17 protein-coding genes are annotated in these 16,708 nt (G+C 75.9%); 13 read left to right on the top strand and 4 right to left on the bottom strand.

What is annotated here, in order from left to right:
• On the top strand, positions 1 to 585 hold a 585-nt coding region (locus DMH08_RS39935; RefSeq protein ID WP_158642242.1), incomplete at its 5' end, for an ABC transporter permease.
• A gap of 72 nt (positions 586 to 657) precedes the next feature.
• Here the strand turns inward: DMH08_RS39935 and DMH08_RS02990 are convergent.
• Entirely contained in the window at positions 658 to 969 is a 312-nt protein-coding gene (locus DMH08_RS02990; RefSeq protein WP_084550108.1) for a hypothetical protein, read from the bottom strand.
• Between the two features lie 881 nt (positions 970 to 1,850).
• Between DMH08_RS02990 and DMH08_RS02985 the strand changes: the two genes are divergently transcribed.
• The 9 genes from DMH08_RS02985 (at position 1,851) to DMH08_RS02940 (ending at position 11,333) form a co-directional block, all read left to right on the top strand.
• Positions 1,851 to 2,717, top strand: coding sequence for a helix-turn-helix domain-containing protein (locus DMH08_RS02985; protein ID WP_026402087.1), 867 nt, complete (start codon positions 1,851 to 1,853; stop codon positions 2,715 to 2,717).
• An 87-nt stretch (positions 2,718 to 2,804) separates the two neighbouring features.
• Complete coding sequence (locus DMH08_RS02980; protein ID WP_026402086.1) at positions 2,805 to 3,206, top strand: nitroreductase family deazaflavin-dependent oxidoreductase; 402 nt, start codon at positions 2,805 to 2,807, stop codon at positions 3,204 to 3,206.
• A gap of 153 nt (positions 3,207 to 3,359) precedes the next feature.
• Entirely contained in the window at positions 3,360 to 4,520 is a 1,161-nt protein-coding gene (locus tag DMH08_RS02975; protein WP_125611542.1) for a phosphotransferase enzyme family protein, read from the top strand.
• A gap of 94 nt (positions 4,521 to 4,614) precedes the next feature.
• Positions 4,615 to 5,481: an NAD(P)-dependent oxidoreductase gene (locus DMH08_RS02970; protein WP_125611540.1), complete on the top strand. Its 867-nt coding sequence runs from the start codon at positions 4,615 to 4,617 to the stop codon at positions 5,479 to 5,481.
• 81 nt (positions 5,482 to 5,562) lie between these two features.
• Positions 5,563 to 5,949 (top strand): VOC family protein, encoded by a 387-nt coding sequence (locus DMH08_RS02965; RefSeq protein WP_026402084.1) that lies wholly within the window; start codon positions 5,563 to 5,565, stop codon positions 5,947 to 5,949.
• A 351-nt stretch (positions 5,950 to 6,300) separates the two neighbouring features.
• Positions 6,301 to 7,314, top strand: a complete 1,014-nt coding sequence (locus DMH08_RS02955) for a hypothetical protein (protein ID WP_125611538.1) — start codon at positions 6,301 to 6,303, stop codon at positions 7,312 to 7,314.
• On the top strand, positions 7,311 to 8,417 hold the full coding sequence (locus DMH08_RS02950) for a hypothetical protein (RefSeq protein WP_125611536.1): 1,107 nt from the start codon (positions 7,311 to 7,313) through the stop codon (positions 8,415 to 8,417). Before DMH08_RS02955 ends, DMH08_RS02950 begins: the two co-directional genes overlap by 4 nt.
• A 7-nt stretch (positions 8,418 to 8,424) precedes the next feature.
• Complete coding sequence (locus tag DMH08_RS02945; protein WP_125611534.1) at positions 8,425 to 9,915, top strand: hypothetical protein; 1,491 nt, start codon at positions 8,425 to 8,427, stop codon at positions 9,913 to 9,915.
• Positions 9,912 to 11,333 (top strand): AAA domain-containing protein, encoded by a 1,422-nt coding sequence (locus tag DMH08_RS02940; RefSeq protein ID WP_125611532.1) that lies wholly within the window; start codon positions 9,912 to 9,914, stop codon positions 11,331 to 11,333. Before DMH08_RS02945 ends, DMH08_RS02940 begins: the two co-directional genes overlap by 4 nt.
• A 27-nt stretch (positions 11,334 to 11,360) precedes the next feature.
• Here DMH08_RS02940 and DMH08_RS02935 read toward each other — a convergent pair whose 3' ends face one another.
• Positions 11,361 to 12,170, bottom strand: a complete 810-nt coding sequence (locus DMH08_RS02935; protein ID WP_125611530.1) for an ABC transporter ATP-binding protein — start codon at positions 12,168 to 12,170, stop codon at positions 11,361 to 11,363.
• Between the two features lie 233 nt (positions 12,171 to 12,403).
• Between DMH08_RS02935 and DMH08_RS02930 the strand changes: the two genes are divergently transcribed.
• Both DMH08_RS02930 and DMH08_RS02925 read left to right on the top strand, forming a co-directional pair.
• A complete protein-coding gene (locus DMH08_RS02930) occupies positions 12,404 to 12,919 on the top strand; it encodes a hypothetical protein (protein WP_026402078.1) in 516 nt (171 codons plus the stop codon).
• Positions 12,920 to 13,056: 137 nt separating this feature from the next.
• Positions 13,057 to 13,746: a hypothetical protein gene (locus DMH08_RS02925; protein WP_026402077.1), complete on the top strand. Its 690-nt coding sequence runs from the start codon at positions 13,057 to 13,059 to the stop codon at positions 13,744 to 13,746.
• A 54-nt stretch (positions 13,747 to 13,800) separates the two neighbouring features.
• Here DMH08_RS02925 and DMH08_RS02920 read toward each other — a convergent pair whose 3' ends face one another.
• Positions 13,801 to 15,162: a chromosome segregation ATPase gene (locus tag DMH08_RS02920; protein ID WP_125611552.1), complete on the bottom strand. Its 1,362-nt coding sequence runs from the start codon at positions 15,160 to 15,162 to the stop codon at positions 13,801 to 13,803.
• A gap of 281 nt (positions 15,163 to 15,443) precedes the next feature.
• The gene (gene pip / locus DMH08_RS02915) at positions 15,444 to 16,394 is read right to left on the bottom strand and encodes a prolyl aminopeptidase (RefSeq protein ID WP_199747585.1); all 951 of its coding nucleotides are present in this window, start codon (positions 16,392 to 16,394) and stop codon (positions 15,444 to 15,446) included.
• 58 nt (positions 16,395 to 16,452) lie between these two features.
• On the opposite strand from pip, the gene DMH08_RS02910 reads away from it, so the two are divergent.
• Entirely contained in the window at positions 16,453 to 16,677 is a 225-nt protein-coding gene (locus tag DMH08_RS02910; RefSeq protein WP_026402075.1) for a hypothetical protein, read from the top strand.
• Positions 16,678 to 16,708 lie beyond the last annotated feature (31 nt).

The following is a 16,708-nucleotide window of genomic DNA, read 5'->3' as shown; positions in this document are numbered from 1 at the left end:
GTGGGCGGGCTGTGCCTGACGGTCCTCGGGGTGCTGAGCGTGACGTCGGAGTACCGGACCGGCATGGTGCGGCTGAGCCTGACCGCGGTCCCGGGGCGCGGGCGGTTCCTGGCCGCGAAGGCCCTGGTGGTGGGCGCGGTCGGCCTGGTCGCGGGGCAGGTGACGACGGTGGGGGTGTTCCTCGCCTCCCGGCCGGCCGTCGGCGACCGCCCGATCGCCGACCAGCGCGCGGCGGTCGTCGAGGAGCTGCCCGGGTTCGCCGTGTCCGGGACGTCGGTGGCGGTGTTCGCGCTGCTCGGGCTGGGCCTCGGCGTGCTGCTGCGGTCGGCGGCCGGGGCGATCACGGGCGCGGTGCTCGTCTGGCACGTGCTGCCCACGGCGGTGTTCCAGCTGCCGGCACCGTGGGACGAGCGGGTCGGGTCGGTGATGCTGAGCGGGCTGCCGGCGCAGATCTCGGGACGCGGCGCCGAACCGTCCATCTACGGGCACCTGCTGCCGCCGGTGGCGGCGTCGGCCGTCCTGGCCGCGTACGCGCTGGTGCCGCTGGCCGCCGGGGCGCTGGTGCTGCGGCGCCGCGACGCCTGAGGGCCGCGCGGGCCCGGACCGCGGGAGGACGGCGGCGTCCGGTGCACGGGCGCCGCCGTCGGCGGTGCCGGGTCAGCCGACCCGCAGGTTCGCCGTCCGGACGGCGAGGCGGGAGCGCAGCAGCGCGATGGCCTCGACGAGCCGCGGCGCGGCGGCCTGGGCCCGCACGACCCGCCCGTCGATCTCGACGACGGCCCGGGCCAGCGCCGGGCGGGGCAGGGCCGGGTCGGCCACGACGCTGAGCGTGATCTGCACGGACGTGACGGCGCCGCGGGCCTCCGCCAGCGCCTCGCCGACGGCGCGTTCGGCCGCGCCGCGCTCGTGCGCGGTGACGTCGCCCGAGACGAGGAACCGGATGTCGGGTCGCTCACGGGTAGCGTTCATGATTCCCCCAATTCGGTCGGTGATGGGCTGGAATCCGGGCGAAGCGCCGCACGGGGCATGGCTGCCGTCCGCTTTCGCGGCGCGCGTGCGCTGCGCCTCCGTACCAGTGAACGCCGGAATCCTCGGAAGTACGCCCGGCCGCGGAGAGACCTTCGTCACCGCGGCGGGCACCTGGGGCGACGCGGACGAGATCCGGGTCACGCCCGGGCGGGGCCCCGCCCGGGACCGCCGCCCCGTGAAGCCGCTTCCGGGCCTCCCCCGCGGCACGGCCGCCGCCGGGCGCACCCCCCGGACGGCCGCGGCGCGCCCTCGCGTATTGTTCGGCGGACCGCCGGACGCCCGCCATTATCGCGCCGCATCGGACGGCACGGAAATCGCCGCCGATTGGTCGACTGCGGCGCCCGGAAACGACCGGCAATTCATGTGCCATCCGTGATGCGCCGCCACCGAAGCGACAACCGAAGCGGGCTCGGAATTGCCGCGCCGGAGCGCCCGTCCGGCCGCGCCGGACACGGTCCGCCGCCGCACCGCCACCCACAGCGCCGAACGAACCCGTGGTCACGCTCCAAACCGCCCTTCCGCGATCGGTGCGGCGAAGGGACACGTTGGCGCGGCATAGGCGAGAGGAGTATCGTCTGCGGCTCCGAACGGCGGGACCGTCCGTACTTCGAGGCGTACGGCACCGCGCTGCGCTGCCCGTTCCGGCACGATTGGGAGATTACGAAGACGCCTTTTCCGTACTTCCCAAAATCGTGCTTCGATCCTCTAACATAGGGCGGTGCCGTACCGCCCCGCGCAGACCCGTCGACTGGCTGGTGACCCCCTTGCCCCAGGATTCAGCTGTTCCGACTCCTCCGGCCGAAGATGATCCGGCCGGACGGCTGATCGACTATCCGCGGCGCGGCGGGCCGACCGTCCTGCGCATCCTGCTCGGCGCGCAGCTCCGCCGCCTCCGGGAGGACTGCGGCATCTCCACCGAGCAGGCCGGGTACGAGATCCGCGGCTCGCATTCGAAGATCAGCCGGATGGAGCTGGGCCGCGTCGGCTTCAAGACCCGCGACGTCGCCGATCTGCTCACCCTCTACGGGGTCAGCGACCCCGACGAGCGCGAGCAGATGCTCGAGCTGGCGAAGGAGGCCAACACGCCGGGCTGGTGGCACCGGTACGGCGACGTGCTGCCGAACTGGTTCGAGGCGTACCTCGGGCTGGAGGAGGCCGCGTCCCTGCTGCGCTCCTACGAGCTCCAGTTCGTCCCGGGCCTGCTCCAGACGGAGGACTACGCCCGCGCGGTCGTCCGCCTCGGGTTCCCCGACGCGTCGCAGGAGGAGGTCGAGCGGCGGGTCTGGGTCCGGACGACCCGGCAGGAGCGGTTCACCTCGCCCAGCGCGCCGACGCTCTGGGCGGTCGTGGACGAGGCGGTCGTGCGGCGCCCGCTGGGCGGGCGCGACGTGATGCGGCGCCAGCTGCGGCACCTGATGGAGATGTCGGAGCTGCCGAACGTGACCCTGCAGATCGTGCCGTTCGGCGCGGGCGGGCACGCCGCGGCCGGCGGCCCGTTCACGATCCTGCGGTTCGCGGAGCCCGGCCTGTCCGACGTCGTCTACCTGGAGCAGCTCACGAGCGCGCTGTACCTCGACAAGCCCACCGACGTCGACACCTACATGCGCGCGATGAACAACCTGTGCATCACCGCGGCGCGCCCGGACGACACCGGCGGCCTGCTGAGCGGCGTCCTCAGGGACCTGTGACCGGCCCGGTTCCCGGGATCGCGCATCGGCGGGCGGGCGGCGGGGAAGGTCGTCCGCATCGGCACGGAGCCACGGAAGGGGCACAGGATGCTGTACGGCGAGGAGCACGTCGCCCGCTACCAGGAGACCGACGGCGCGGAGGGCCACGACTGGCAGGGGACGGTCACGCTGCTGCTGACCACGACGGGGCGGCGCACCGGGCGGCCGCGGACGACGCCGCTGATCTACCAGCCGGAGGGCGACGCCTACCTGGTGGTCGCGTCCAAGGGCGGCGCGGACGAGCCGCCGCTGTGGTACCTGAACCTGCAAGAGAACCCCGAGGTCCGGGTGCAGGTGAAGGGCGACAAGTTCACCGCGCGGGCCCGCACCGCCACGCCCGAGGAGAAGCCCGCCTTCTGGCGGAAGATGGCCGCCACCTGGCCGCAGTACGACGAGTACCAGACGAAGACCGACCGCGAGATCCCCGTGGTCGTCCTCGAGCGCGTCTGAGCGCGGTCGCCTTTCCCCGCGGTGGCGGGCCGTGTAGCGTCGGCCTGGAACATCCGTTCGACCGCCGTCCGTCCGAGGCCGCCGAGGTGCACAGTGCCGACGTCAGAGGTGCCGACGTCAGAAGCGCCGACGTCAGAAGCACGGACGTCAGACATGCCGACGTCGCAGTCCGCTGACGCCGCCGCGGGCGGGCACGGCGCCGGGCGCGACGCGGGGCCGCCCGCGCGGCTCCTGCGGCGCTGGGACCTCGGGCCGGACGCGCGGTTCGCCGGCCCCGGACCGGACGGCGCCGCCGTCCGCCGGTCCCGGCGGATCGACACCGCGAACGGCGCGTACCTGCTGAAGGAGCACCCCGCCCCCGACCGGCGCCGCATCCTGTTCCGGCACCGGATCACCGCCGCGCTCGACGCGGCCGGCCTGCCCGTCCTCGCGCCCGTCCCGGCGCGGACCGGCCGGACGCTCGTCACCGCCGCCGGACGCGGGTACGAGCTGTTCCCGTGGGCCGGCGGGCGCGGACGGGACGGGCTGGAGCTGACGTTCGCGCAGTGCGAGGAGCTCGGTGGGCTGCTGGGCCGGCTGCACGCGGAGATGGAGCGGCTGACGCCGCCCGTGCAGCAGAGCATGCTGGTGCCCGCGCCGCGCGCGGCGGACGCCGCGGCGGCGATCGACGCCCTGCTGGCGGCCGTCCCGCGCGGCGGCGGCACCGACTTCGCCGCGCTGACGGAGCGGCGGCTGCGGGAGCGGCGGGCGCTGCTGGCGGAGTTCGCCGACCACCAGCCGCCGGACGCGGAGGTCTGCACGGTCGGGCACCTGCACGGCTCGTTCCACGGCGGGAACCTCCGGTACGGGGGGTCGGGAAACGTGACCGCCGTGCTCGGCTGGGACGGTCTCACGACGGGCCCGGTGGCGGGCGAGGTGGTGCGGGCGGCGGCGCGGCTATTCGCGGGCGAGGACGACCGCGGCCTCGATCTCGACCGGGTGCAGGCGTTCGTCCGGGGGCACCGCGCGTCGTTCCCGCTCGACGCGGGGCAGATCCAGTCGGCGGTGCACCGGGCGTGGTGGGAGCGGCTGTGCGACGTCGCTCCGCTGCGGCAGCGCTACCTCGGCGAGGACGGCGCCGCCGGGTCCGGCGCGCCGGACCCGGCGCAACGACCGCCGCAGGAGCGCGGCCACGCGGCGCTCGTCACCTGGTGGTCGGCCCATCTGGAGCGGACGCTCGACGCGTTCGCCGCCCCGTACGCGCCGGGCGCCGGGGACGGTCCGGCCGCCGAGGCGGGCGCGGACGTCCCGGGCGACGGGCACGCCTACGGCTGACATCGGCGGGCGCGGCCGGACGCACGCCGCGCGCCGCGGCACGCCGCCGATGCCGCATGATCTTCGTACCGCTCAGTTCAGATAGGAGACGATCATGACCGAAGTCGCTCTGCTCGGAACCGGGATCATGGGCACCGCGATGGCCCGCACCCTGCTGCGCGACGGCCACCGCGTCACGGTGTGGAACCGGACGGCGGCCCGCGCCGAGCCGCTGCGGGCCGACGGCGCCGCCGTGGCCGCGTCCCCGGCCGAGGCGGTGACCGGCGCCGAGGTGGTCATCACCATCCTGGGGGACGGCGAGACGGCGCTGGCCGTCATGGCGGACGCGGCGCCGGGCCTGCGCGCCGAGCAGGTCTGGGCGCAGATGGGCACCGTCGCCGTGGCGGACGTGCCGCGGCTGGCGGCCCTGGCCGGCGAGCACGGCGTGACGTTCGTGGACGCGCCCGTCCAGGGCACCAAGCAGCCCGCCGAGCAGGGCAACCTGATCGTGCTGGCCGCGGGGCCGGAGGAGGCGCGGCCGGTGCTGGAGCCGGTGTTCGGCACGCTCGGCAGCCGGACGCTGTGGCTGGACGAGGACGGTGCGGCCGCCGCGGGCACCCGGTTGAAGCTCGCGGCCGTCGGCTACGCGATCTCGCTGACCTCGGTGATCGCCGAGTCGGTGGCGCTGACCCGGGCGCTCGGGCTCGACCCGGCCCTGCTCGGGGAGGTCCTCACCGGCGGTCCGCTCGACAACGCGTACCTGCAGACGAAGATGAAGGCGATCGTGGAGGACGAGCTCGCGCCGAGCTTCGCCGTCCGGACCGCCGAGAAGAACACCCGCATCATCCACGACGCCGCCGCGGCCGCCGGGATCCGCGTCGACGTCAACGACGCGGCGGGCGAGCGGTTCCGCCGCGCGATCGAGCAGGGCCACGGCGACGCGGACATGGCCGCGACCTACCACGCCAGCTTCCCCGGCTGACCCGTTCCGCTCCGGAGGCGGTCCCGCCCCGAAACGGGGCCCGGTTCCGGGGCGGGACGGGCGCCGGGCGAGGATGGGTGCATGGAGGTTTTGAGCAGCCGGATCCTGCTCCGCCCGGCGGACGCGGAGCGCAGCCAGCGGTTCTACCGGGACGTCCTGGGGCTCGCCGTCTACCGGGAGTTCGGCCCGCCCGACTCCCCCGGCGTCGTGTTCTTCCTCGGCTCCGGGTTCCTGGAGGTGTCGGGGCACGGCGCCGCCGGGGACGGGTCGGCGGCGATGATCTGGCTCCAGGTGCGGGACGTGCGGGCGGAGCACGAACGGCTCGCCGCGGCCGGGGCGCGGATCGTCCGGGAGCCCCGGGAGGAGCCGTGGGGGCTGGTGGAGATGTGGATCGAGGACCCGGCGGGCGTCAAGATCGTTATCGTGGAGGTGCCGGAGGGGCATCCGCTCCGCCGCGACACCCGCTGACCACGTCCTCCCCGGTGGCGCCGATGGCCGTGAGCACGGCGGACGGGTACCGGCCGGCTGCGGGGGGGCGCTGGACGCGGGATGCGGGGACGGTCTCCTCGTCCGTCGACCCGCCTCCCGCGCGGCCCGCGCCGTCGCCGATCCGCATGACGTGGGCCGAGGCGCGTGACGGGGACGGGGCCCGGCGCGTCCTGCCGGGCGCCGTGTTCCGCCGTCACCTTCTCCGGCGGTATCCGCTGGTGCGGCGCAGGCCGAGCCTTTCTCCCGGACATCTCGGGAACACTGCCGGATAACGCGCCGAAATACTGGAAAACTCTGGAATTGTCTGGGACCTCCTGTACCGTCTGCCGCATGTCCCGCTCCCCCGGCCCGTCCACCCCCGACGCGCTCGAGGCCCGCATCACCGAGCTGCGCGCGGGCGTGCGCCGGGCGATGGCGGCCGGGGACCGGCGGGCCGCCCGCGAGCTGCGCGGCGAGCTGCGGTCCGCCGAGGACGCCTGGGACGATCTCGTCCTCGGCGACGGCGACAGCGACGGCGCCGACGCGGCCGAGGCCGGGGACCCGGTCGGCCGCCGCACCGCGCCGCTCCGTCCGTCCGGCGGACGGACGGCGGCCGCGGCGTCCGGGAAGGGCGGGCGCGCGAAGGGGGCGCCGAAGGGCTCCGCGAAAGGCTCGGCCAAGAGCGGCGCGAAGGGCGCGAAGGCCACCGGGAAGGGCTCGCGGCGGGGCCTGCTGCCGGTCCGCGAGCAGGTGCACCAGGCGCTGACGCTGCTCGGCGTCCCGTCCGCCCCCAAGCTCGTCGGAACGGTCTACGCGGCGTTCTTCCCCGGTGAGATCGCGGCGGGCCGCCTGTCGAGCCTGCGCCGCGACGAGGAGCGCTCGTTCCGCACCGCGCCGTACGCCCGGCCGTACTACCTGTGCGCCGCGCTCACCGCGGACCTGCTCGCCCCCGCCCGCGGCCTGCTCACCGTGAGCACGTGGCCGCTGGAGCGCCGCATCGTGGGCCCGCTGAGCCCGCGCACCGATTTCCTGACGTCCGCGATCCGGCTGGCCGAGCACGCCGATGCCCGGCGGACCGGACGCGGCGAACCGAACCCCGACGTGCAGCGGCTGCTGTGGCGTTTCGCGTCCAACATTCCCGGTGCGGTCGACGGTACGGTCGGTACAGTCGATCCGGCCGTGCTCGCCGAGGCCGCCCGGGAGGAGCTGGAGGTGCACCGGGAGGCGGACCGGCGGCGGCGCGAGTCGGCCGCCGGGCGCGCCCTGGACCGGCTCGACGACGCGGAACGGCTGTTCGGCAGCCGGCTGCGGGCCCTGCAGGACGCCCCACGGCGCCCTGCCGTCAATGGAGAGACGGACCGATGACCGAGACCGCGCCGGACCTGGACCGGCTGCGCGGCGGCGCTCCCCCGCGCAACCACGACGCACGCACGATCGCCGCGCTGACCGGCAATCCCGGTTGCGCCCGCCGCGGGGTGATGGACGCGGCGGGCGTCGACAAGGACGCGGTGGCGCGGGCGCTCGGGTTCCCGGCGCCGTTCGGCCAGTCGCAGTTCGCGATCACGCGCGGCAACGCGTTCGAGGCGCAGGTGAAGGCCGACGGGTGCGCGGAGCTGCTGACGCTGCTGCGCGACCGGCTCGGGCTCGCCGTCCCGGAGGTCGCCTACGACGACCTCGAGGTGGTCGCGGGCAACGAGGGCCGCGAGCTGCGGCACATCCGGACGCGGCGGCTGATCGCCCGCGCGCTGGAGTCCGGCGAGGGCACGCTGTTCGACCACCCGCTGCTGCGCCTCGACATCGCCGGGCAGCCCGCCTACCTGGAGCCGGACGTCATCGCGTTCCAGCTCGCCGGGCGCCTGCACGTGATCGAGATCAAGTCGTTCGCGGTCGTCGACGGGCAGGCCGAGCCGGAGCAGGTCGCGGCGGCGGCCCGGCAGTCGGCGGTGTACGTGCTGGCGCTGCGGCGCCTGGTGGAGGAGCTGGGGCACGACCCGGCGCGCGTGTCGCACGAGGTGTTCCTCGTGTGCCCGGAGAACTTCTCGAACCGGCCGACGGCGACGCCGCTGGACGTCCGCCCGCAGCTCGCCGTCCTGCGGCGGCAGCTCGCGCGGATCACCCGCATCGACCGCATTCTGGACGCGCTCCCGGACGACCTGACGTTCGAGCCCGGCGACGCGCTCGCCGAGTCGGTGCGCGCGGTCGAGGCGCGGTACGCGCCCGAGTGCATGGCGGGCTGCGAGATGGCGCTGTTCTGCCGCGACGAGGCGCGGGCGTGCGGGGCGACGGGCGCGCTGGGCCGCTCGGTCCGCGACGACCTCGGCGGCGTGGACGCCATCGGGACCGCGCTGGCGCTCGCCGACGGCGTGCTGACGCCCTCCGACGACCTGGCCGAGACCGCCGAGCAGCTGCGCACCGCCGCCCGGCTGCGCGCCGAGGCACTGGCCGGAGCGGCGCAGGGCGCCGCGTGATCGGCACATGAGCGCGCTGTCCTCGCTCGCCCGCCTGCAGGCGGCGGCCGCCGGGCTCGCGCAGCCGCTCGCCACCGTGCGGCACTGCCACGTCTCGGCGGCGCCGCTGGTGCTGATCCCGCTGCGGCTCGCCGGGGAGGCGGCGGCGCCGCTGGCGATGATGCTGGGCAGCGACCGGGACGACCCGTCGCTGCTGGTCGTCCCGCAGCCGCGCAACCGTGACCTGCGGTTCGCGTTCGCCGCCGAGGCCGCCAAGCTCGTCCTGAACCACATCGAGACCAGCCGCGGCCCGGTGGAGACGCTGGCGCCGAGCAGGTCCGCCGCCAAGTCCGGGGAGATCGAGGAGCGGATCCGGTACGGGGACGCACCGCAGGTGCTGGTGCCGAACCGCGGCGGCGTCACGTTCCTGCGGCTGCTCGGCCGCTCCACCCGGTTCCGCAGCACGGAGGGCCCCTACGCGGTGGACCCGGCGGTGCCGGTGCTCGGCCGGTGGCTGACCTGGTTCGCCGACCGGTACGACCATCCCGGGTCGTCGCTGCTGCTGGCGATGACGGAGGCGCTGCGGCTGCACTGGGCGACCGGGCAGAGCTCCCTGGAGGACGGGAACCTCGCGGCGCTGCTCGGCTGGATCGACCCGCCGGACGGCATGGACGGCCCGGCCGCCGCCGCCCGCGCCGAGGACCCGGTGACGTGCCCGCCGGCGGGGCCGTCGACCGACCCGACGTTCGACAACGAGGTGCTCGCGCCCGCCATCGCCGCCTACGACCGGTCGAACGGCGCGCCCCGCGCCGAGGAGCGGCTGCGCGCCGCCGTCGCGTCCCAGCTCACCCCCACCTGGGACCTGATGTGGCGGGCGGCCGATGTGCTGCGCGCGCTGCCGGAGGGCGCGAGCGTCCCGCGCCGCTGGGAGCGCGACCGCGACGCGTTCACGTATTACCACCAGACGTTCGGCGAGGCGTATCCTCAGGCGCGCCGCGACACGCCCGTCCGGGCGGCGCGGCGGCTGCACGACCTGGAGCGCGCGCAGGACGCCTACGAGGCGCAGCGGGCGTTCGACGACCCGCTGGTCATGGCCGAGCACCGGCTGTCCGGGCAGGCGTTCGGCGGCGTCGTCACCGAGTGCGACCCGACCCGCCTGGACGAGACCGGCAAGCGGCCGAAGCTGCGCCCGTACCTGCGGGTCTCCACCGAGGACCCGGTCCGGCTCGACGTCGGCACGACCGTGTGCAACGCGGCGCGGCCCGCGCTGAAGGGGAGGATCGTGGAGTTCGGCACGGGGGGCGTGCTGCTGGAGCTGACCGGCGGGATGGGCCGCAAGCTCACCCCGGAGCCCGGCGTGGTCCCGCAGGTGGGCGAGCGGGTGTGCTTCACGTCGCTGACCGAGGGCTCGTTCGGGCAGGCGAAGTTCCCCGACCGGGAGGACACGCCGTGGACCCACGGCGGGCCGCCCGAGGACTACGTGCCGACCGACGAGGACGCCGAAGAGGAATGGTCATGACCACGGGCGAGACGACGGACCGGATCGCGCCGGGGACGCGCCGCCTGACGCCGGTGCCGTCGCCCGCCCCCGCGCCCGCGGGACGTCCGGACGGAGGGGCCGCCGGGGCCCCGGCGGAGGACCCGGGGAAGGCGGCGGCCCACGTCGTCGACGCCGTCCTGGCGGACCTGTCGGGCGCCCACCGCGGCGTCGTCGTCGACTCCCCGCCCGGCGCGGGCAAGTCCACGCTGGTGGTGCGGGCCGCCGGGCACCTGGCGGACGCGGGCGAGCGGCTGATGATCGTCGCGCAGACGAACGAGCAGGTCGACGACCTCATCGAGCGGATCGCCGACGCGCATCCGCGGCTGACGATCGGCCGCCTGTCGGCGTCGCAGTACGTGCCGTCCGAGCGGGTGCTGGCCCATCCGCAGGTGCAGGTGCGGCAGAAGGCGGGGGATCTCGCCGAGCAGGCCGTGGTGATCGCGACGGCCGCGAAGTGGGCGACGCTGTCGGACGGCTCGTGGCCGTGGGCGATCGTCGACGAGGCGTACCAGATGCGCTCGGACATGCTGCTGCGCATCGCCGGGCGGTTCGAGCGGGCGCTGTTCGTGGGCGACCCCGGCCAGCTCGACCCGTTCTCCACGGTCGAGGTGGAGCGCTGGGCGGGCCTCGCATGGGACCCGATGCGCAGCGCCGTGTCCGTCCTGCTCGCCCACAATCCGGACCTTCCGGTCCACCGGCTGCCGGTGTCGTGGCGGCTGCCGGCGTCGGCGGCGCCGGTCGTAGCGGACGCCTTCTACCCGTTCACCCCGTTCCGGGCCGGGACGGGCCCGGACGACCGGCGGCTCGAGTTCTCCGCGGGCGGCATGGGCACCACCTACGACCGGGCGCTGGAGGAGGCCGCGGCCACCGGCTGGGCGCTGTTCGAGCTGCCCGCGCGGCACACGCTGCGCACCGACTCCGAGGCGGTCCGGGCGACGGCGGCGCTGGCCGTCCGGCTGCTGCAGCGCGGCCCGGTCGCGCACTCGGAGAAGGGGACGGCGCAGGTGGACGCGGCGCGCGTCGCGATCGGCGCGGCGCACCGCGACCAGGTCACCGCGATCCGCGCGGCGCTCGGCCCGCACGGCGCGGGGATCACCGTCGACACCGCGAACCGCCTGCAGGGCCGCGAGTACGACGTCACGGTCGTCCTGCACCCGCTGTCGGGCCGCCGCGACGCCACCGCGTTCCACCTGGAGTCGGGGCGGCTGTGCGTGCTGGCGTCGCGGCACCGGCACGCGTGCATCGTGGTGGCGCGGGCGGGCATCCCCGAGCTGCTGGACGCCCACCCGTCGGCCGAGCCCGTCCACCTGGGCGTCCCGGTGAAGTTCCCGGACGGCTGGGAGGCGAACCAGTCGGTCCTCGCGCACCTGGCCCGGCACCGGGTCGCGGCGGGCTGACGGGCGGGCCGACCGGCGGGGCGGCGGCTACGCGGGCCCGGCGGGCCCGGCGGTCGCGGCCCAGCGGCCGCCGTGCCGGGTGATCGTGATCGGGTGGTCGAAGCACTCGCTGACGGCCTCGGTGGTGAGCACGTCCGCGGCGGCCCCGGACGCCAGTACCCGCCCCTCCCGCAGGAGCAGCGCGTGGCTGGTGCTGGTCGGCAGTTCCTCCAGGTGGTGGGTGACGAGCACGGTCGCCAGGTCGGGCCGGTCCGCGCGGAGCCGGTCGATGCTCGCGAGCAGCCGCTCGCGCGCGGCGACGTCCAGGCCGGTGGCGGGCTCGTCGAGGAGCAGCAGCGGCGGGTCGGGCAGCAGCGCCCGCGCGATCAGCGACCGGCCGCGCTCCCCCTGCGACAGGTTCGGCCAGCGGGCGTCGGCGCGGTGCGCCAGGCCCAGCAGCGCGATCAGCTCGTCGGCGCGGCGCAGCTCGCCGGCGGACGGCGCCCAGCGCGGCACCGGCTCGATCGTGCCGGTGGCGCCGGTGAGGACGATCTCGCGGACGGTCCGCGCCGACTCCAGCGGGTGCCGGGGGTTGACGTGGCCGATCATCCTGCGGAGCCGCTGCACGTCGACGCGGCCGAGGCGGTGGCCGAGGATCTCGGCGGAGCCGCGCGTGGGATGGGTGTAGGCGCCGAGGATGCCGAGCAGGGTGCTCTTGCCGGCGCCGTTCGGGCCGAGCAGCGCCCAGTGCTCACCGCGCAGCACCGTCATGCTCACCCGGTCGAGCAGGAGCCGGCGCTCGCGGACCAGATCGATCTTGTCGGCGTTCAGGACGACACCGGGCGCGGCGGGGGGCATCGGGACCTCCGATCAGGGTGCGGGCGCGCGGGGAGGGGCATGGAACACCGGGTCGCGGGGACGCGGACCGCGGGGCGCGCCGGAGCGGGACGGACGCGGGCGGAGGCCGGGATCGCCGGGCGCGGGCGTCGGGGAAGATCTCCAACTTATCCGCACCGCCCGGCACCCGGGTACAACGGGAGCCTCCGGACGGATACTGTGAGAGCCGGTGCCTCAGCGATCAGGGGAGGGACATGGAGGACATCGGCTTCATGTGCGCCCGCTGCGGCGGCGAGGTGCACGACGTCACGCACAACCGCGAGGGATCGCTCGACGGCGTCGGCTACCGCCACAACCGCAGGGTGGAGCCGTGGGACCACGAGCTGGAGCTCGCGGTGGGCGAGCCCGCCGCGCAGGACCGGGCGTGCGACTTCTGCGGGGGCCCGGAGACGAGCTGGCTGTACTACCCCACGCTCGACCCCGAGGACACCGACATGTTCGAGGTCGAGCTGGACACCACGCACCTGTCGGACGACGACACCGCGGTCGCCGTCCTCAACATGCTGTACCCGTGGTACGCGTGCGACACGTGCTCGGTGCTCGTCGCCGACCGCAACGTCGACCGGCTCATCGCCCGCGCCCTGGACCGCACGCCCGTCCGCCCGGACGGGCCCGTGGACGAGGAGACCGTCCGGGCGCGCCTGCGGGGGTCGCTGTCGGTCTTCTTCACCACCCGGCCGGGCCGCCCGCAGCCGTCGCGCGCCGTCTGAGCCGCCGCCCGCCGTCCGGCCGCCGCCCGCCGGACCGTTCCGCCGTCGCGGACGGGGTCGGCGCTTCGGACGTCCGACCGGCTCATTATGATCGGTCCCGTTTTTGGGGTGGATCGTGAGCACGGGGGAAACGGCAAGTGATCATCGAGAGACGGTTCCACGGCCCGGACGAGTCGGGCAACGGCGGCTACGTGGCGGGGCTCCTGGCGAAGCGGGTGCCCACCGACACCGTCACGGTGACCCTGCGGCGGCCTCCGCCGCTGGACACCGAGCTGACCGTGACGGCGGAGGACGAGCGGTGGCACAGCGTCCGGCTGTGGGACGGCGAGCGGCTGGTCGCCGAGGCGCTGGCGGGCGCGATCGTGGTGCCGCCGGTCCCGGGCGTCCCGTTCGAGGAGGCGGAACTGGCCGCGGAGAAGTACCGGGCGGCGGGGAACAACCCGTTCCCCGGCTGCTTCGTGTGCGGCCCGGACCGCGAGCCCGGCGACGGGCTGCGGCTGGAGCCGGGGGCGGTCGCCGAGGACACGGTCGCGGCGCCGTGGACGCCCGAGGAGGCTCCCGCGCGGGAGCTGGTGTGGGCCGCGCTGGACTGCCCGGGCGCCTGGTCGTTCGACGTCGCCGCCCGGCCGGCGGTGCTCGGCACGATGACCGCGCAGGTGTCCGACGTGCCCGCCGCCGGGGAGCGCTGCGTCGTCATGGGGGCGACGCGCAGCCGCGAGGGCCGCAAGACGCACACGGCGACGGCGCTGTACGGGGCGGACGGCCGGCTGCTGGGCCGCGCCGAGCAGATCTGGATCGAGATCGACCCGGAGCGGTTCGGGAGCTGATCCGGGGCCCGGCGGCCGGGCGTCCGTGCCGCCGGGCGGGCCCGCGGGCGCGGGTCACGGGCCGGTGAACAGGGGGTCCTCCCGGTCCGAGCCGTTCACGGCGCGGCCCTGATCGGCCTGGAGTCCGTTCTGGGCTCCGGTCGGCGCGCCGTTCTGGCCGGGCAGCGGGTAGGAGGCGGCGGCCGGGGCCCCGTGCGGCCCGGTGCCGCCCTGGACGGGGCCGCCGATCGGCGGCGGGCCCGGGGGCATGCCCGGCACCTGCGGGCCGTGCGGGGGCGCGCCGTTCTGCATGGCGGTGCTCTGCATCTGCCCGCTCTGCAGCCGGCCGCCCTGCGGGGCGCCCGGCGACAGGGTGCCCTGGGTGAACTGGTCCACCTGGCGGCGGGCGCGGTCGGCCTCGGCGCGGGCCGCGTCGCGCTCCTCGGCCAGCGCGGTGAGCGCGGCCTGCTGGTCGGCGACCGACTGCGACAGCTGCCGCAGCTGCGTCGCCTGGTCGTTCAGCCGGCCGGTCAGCTCGTCCCGTTCGGCCGCCGCGGCCTGCGCCTGCGCGTGCGCGGCGTCGCGCTCCTTGACGGCCTCGTCGGCGCGGGCCTGAACGCGGACGACCTCGGCCTCGGCCTCGGACTGGGCGCGCAGCGCGGCGCTGCGCTCGGCCTCCGCCTTGCTGGCGGCCTGCATCGCGCGCTGCCGCTGCGCCTCGGCGTCCCGCATCGCGTTGCGCAGGTCCTCGGCGCCCTGCTTGGCGACGGCCGCCTCGACGCGCTGCGCCTCGGCGCCGCTCTCCGCCTCCGACACCTTGGCGTGCAGCTCGACGAGCTCGGCCCGGGCGCTCTCCAGCGCCGCCAGCAGCTCGGCCTCGCGGGCGGCGACGCGGTCCCGCTCGCTCTCGGCGGCCAGCTTCGCGGTCATCGACTGCTGCGCGATCTGGTGCGCCTCCTCCCATGCCTGCTGGGCGGCGTCCCGCTTGGCGGTCGCGAGCCTGGCCTCCTCGCGGGCCCGCTCGGCGTCCCGCTCCGCGTTCTCCGCGCGGTTGCGGGCGGACGTCGCCTCCTGCCACGCCTCCTCGGCCCGGCGCTGCGACGCGTCCCGCTCGCTCTGCGCGACGGCGAGCTCGCGGGCGGCCTCGGCGCGCACCTCGGCGACGCGCCGCTCCACCCCGGCGACGCTCAGCTCGGAGGTCAGCGACTCGGCGAGCACGTCGGCGGCCTTCTCCAGCCGCTCGACCATCTCCCAGGTGGAGGCGACGTGCCCGGTGAGGCCCGGGGCGTCCCGGCCGCGCTCCCGGCGCTCGCGCGCCTCGCGGGCGCACGTGCCGTCGTCGTCCTGGCAGTAGCGGACGACGCGGGTCGCTCCGACCGGCTGCGGCACGGGGCGCCCGCAGTTCGCGCACGGCCACACCGCGACGGGGTCTCCCATGCGGGCCACCGCGGTCTCCCCCGATCCCCCGGACGCGCCGACGTCGCCGCCCGGTCCCCGGGGGACCGCGGCAGAAGACGTCGCGGCCGTCTCCTGCGGGCCGCTATTGTCGCGCTCTTGGCTGTTAGGCATGGAATGAACGATACGCACTAGTCGGCGTGGCCGCAGTGACTTGGGTGGCAGTTGTGGGGCCGCCACGACGCACCCGGCGACGGAAAACGGCCCGGGCCGCCGACCGGACGGCCCGGGCGCCGCCCCGCCGCCGCCGCGACGTCCCGTGGTCAGGGCCGGAAGGCGTCGGTCGCCTCGATCAGCCGGTGCCGGACGCCCGGTTCGGACCCGCCGTGCCCCGCGTCCTCGACGATGTGGAACTCCGCCTCGGGCCACGCCCGGTGCAGCTCCCACGCCTGGTCGGGCGGGGTCTTCATGTCGTAGCGGCCGTTCACGACGACGGCCGGGACGTGCCGGATCCGGTCGACGCCCGCGAGGAGGCCCTCGGGCGGCAGGAACCCGCCGGCGGCGATGTAGTGCTGGCTGATGCGCGCGAACGCCAGCACGGCCGAGTCGTCCAGGTCCGGCGGCGCCAGGGGCAGCAGCGTGTTGGCCGCCGTCTCCCAGTCGATCCACGCGCGGGCCGCGGGCGTCCGGACCGCCGGGTCCGGGTGGTGGATGCGGCGGCCGTAGGCGGCGACGAGATCGTCCCGCTCGTCCGCCGGGATGGCGTCGCGGAACGCCGCCCACTCGGCGGGGAAGAGCCGCGCCGCGCCGCCGGGGGCGAACGCCCACGCCTCGTCCTCGGGGCGGACGAGGTAGACGCCGCGCAGCACCAGCTCCGTCACCCGGTCGGGGTGCGCCTGCGCGTAGGCGAGCGCGAGCGTGCTGCCCCAGCTTCCGCCGAAGACGAGCCAGCGGCCGATGCCGAGGTGCTCGCGGAGCCGCTCCATGTCGGCGACCAGGTGCGGGGTCGTGTTCCGCTCCAGCGGGACGGACGGGTCCCCGGCGTGCGGGCGGCTGCGCCCGCAGCCGCGCTGGTCGAACAGCACGACCCGGTAGGCGGACGGGTCGAAGAACCGGCGGTGGTCCGGCAGGACGCCGCCGCCCGGACCGCCGTGCAGGAAGACCGCCGCCTTGCCGCCGGGGTTCCCGCAGACCTCCCAGTAGATCTCCTCGCCGCCGCCGACGTCGAGAAATCCGGACTCATGGGGCCGAACCGCCGGATAGAACTCCCGCAACTCCATGGTCAAGTCGTATCGCCGCGTGATCACCGGTGCAACCGCCTACCATCGCGGGATGACGGCGATCAGGTGCACGCAGTGCGACGGCGCGGAGCTGGACCCGGGGTTCATCGAGGACGCCGGCGAGCACAGCAAGGGCTACGCCCGCTGGATCCCCGGCCCGCTGAAGCTCGGGGTCCTCGGCGGCGCGAAACGCTTCGGCAAGGACCGCTGGCGCATCGACGCGCACCGGTGCCGCAAGTGCGGCCACCTGGAGATGTTCGCCTCCGCCCAGGCGTGATCCGGCGCCCCCCGCCCCGGCGCCCGGGGCG

Source organism: Actinomadura sp. WAC 06369 (assembly GCF_003947565.1).
Taxonomy (GTDB): domain Bacteria; phylum Actinomycetota; class Actinomycetes; order Streptosporangiales; family Streptosporangiaceae; genus Spirillospora; species Spirillospora rifamycini.
The sequence above is the reverse complement of the archived record's forward strand: the minus strand, read 5'-3'. Positions and strand labels throughout refer to the sequence as shown.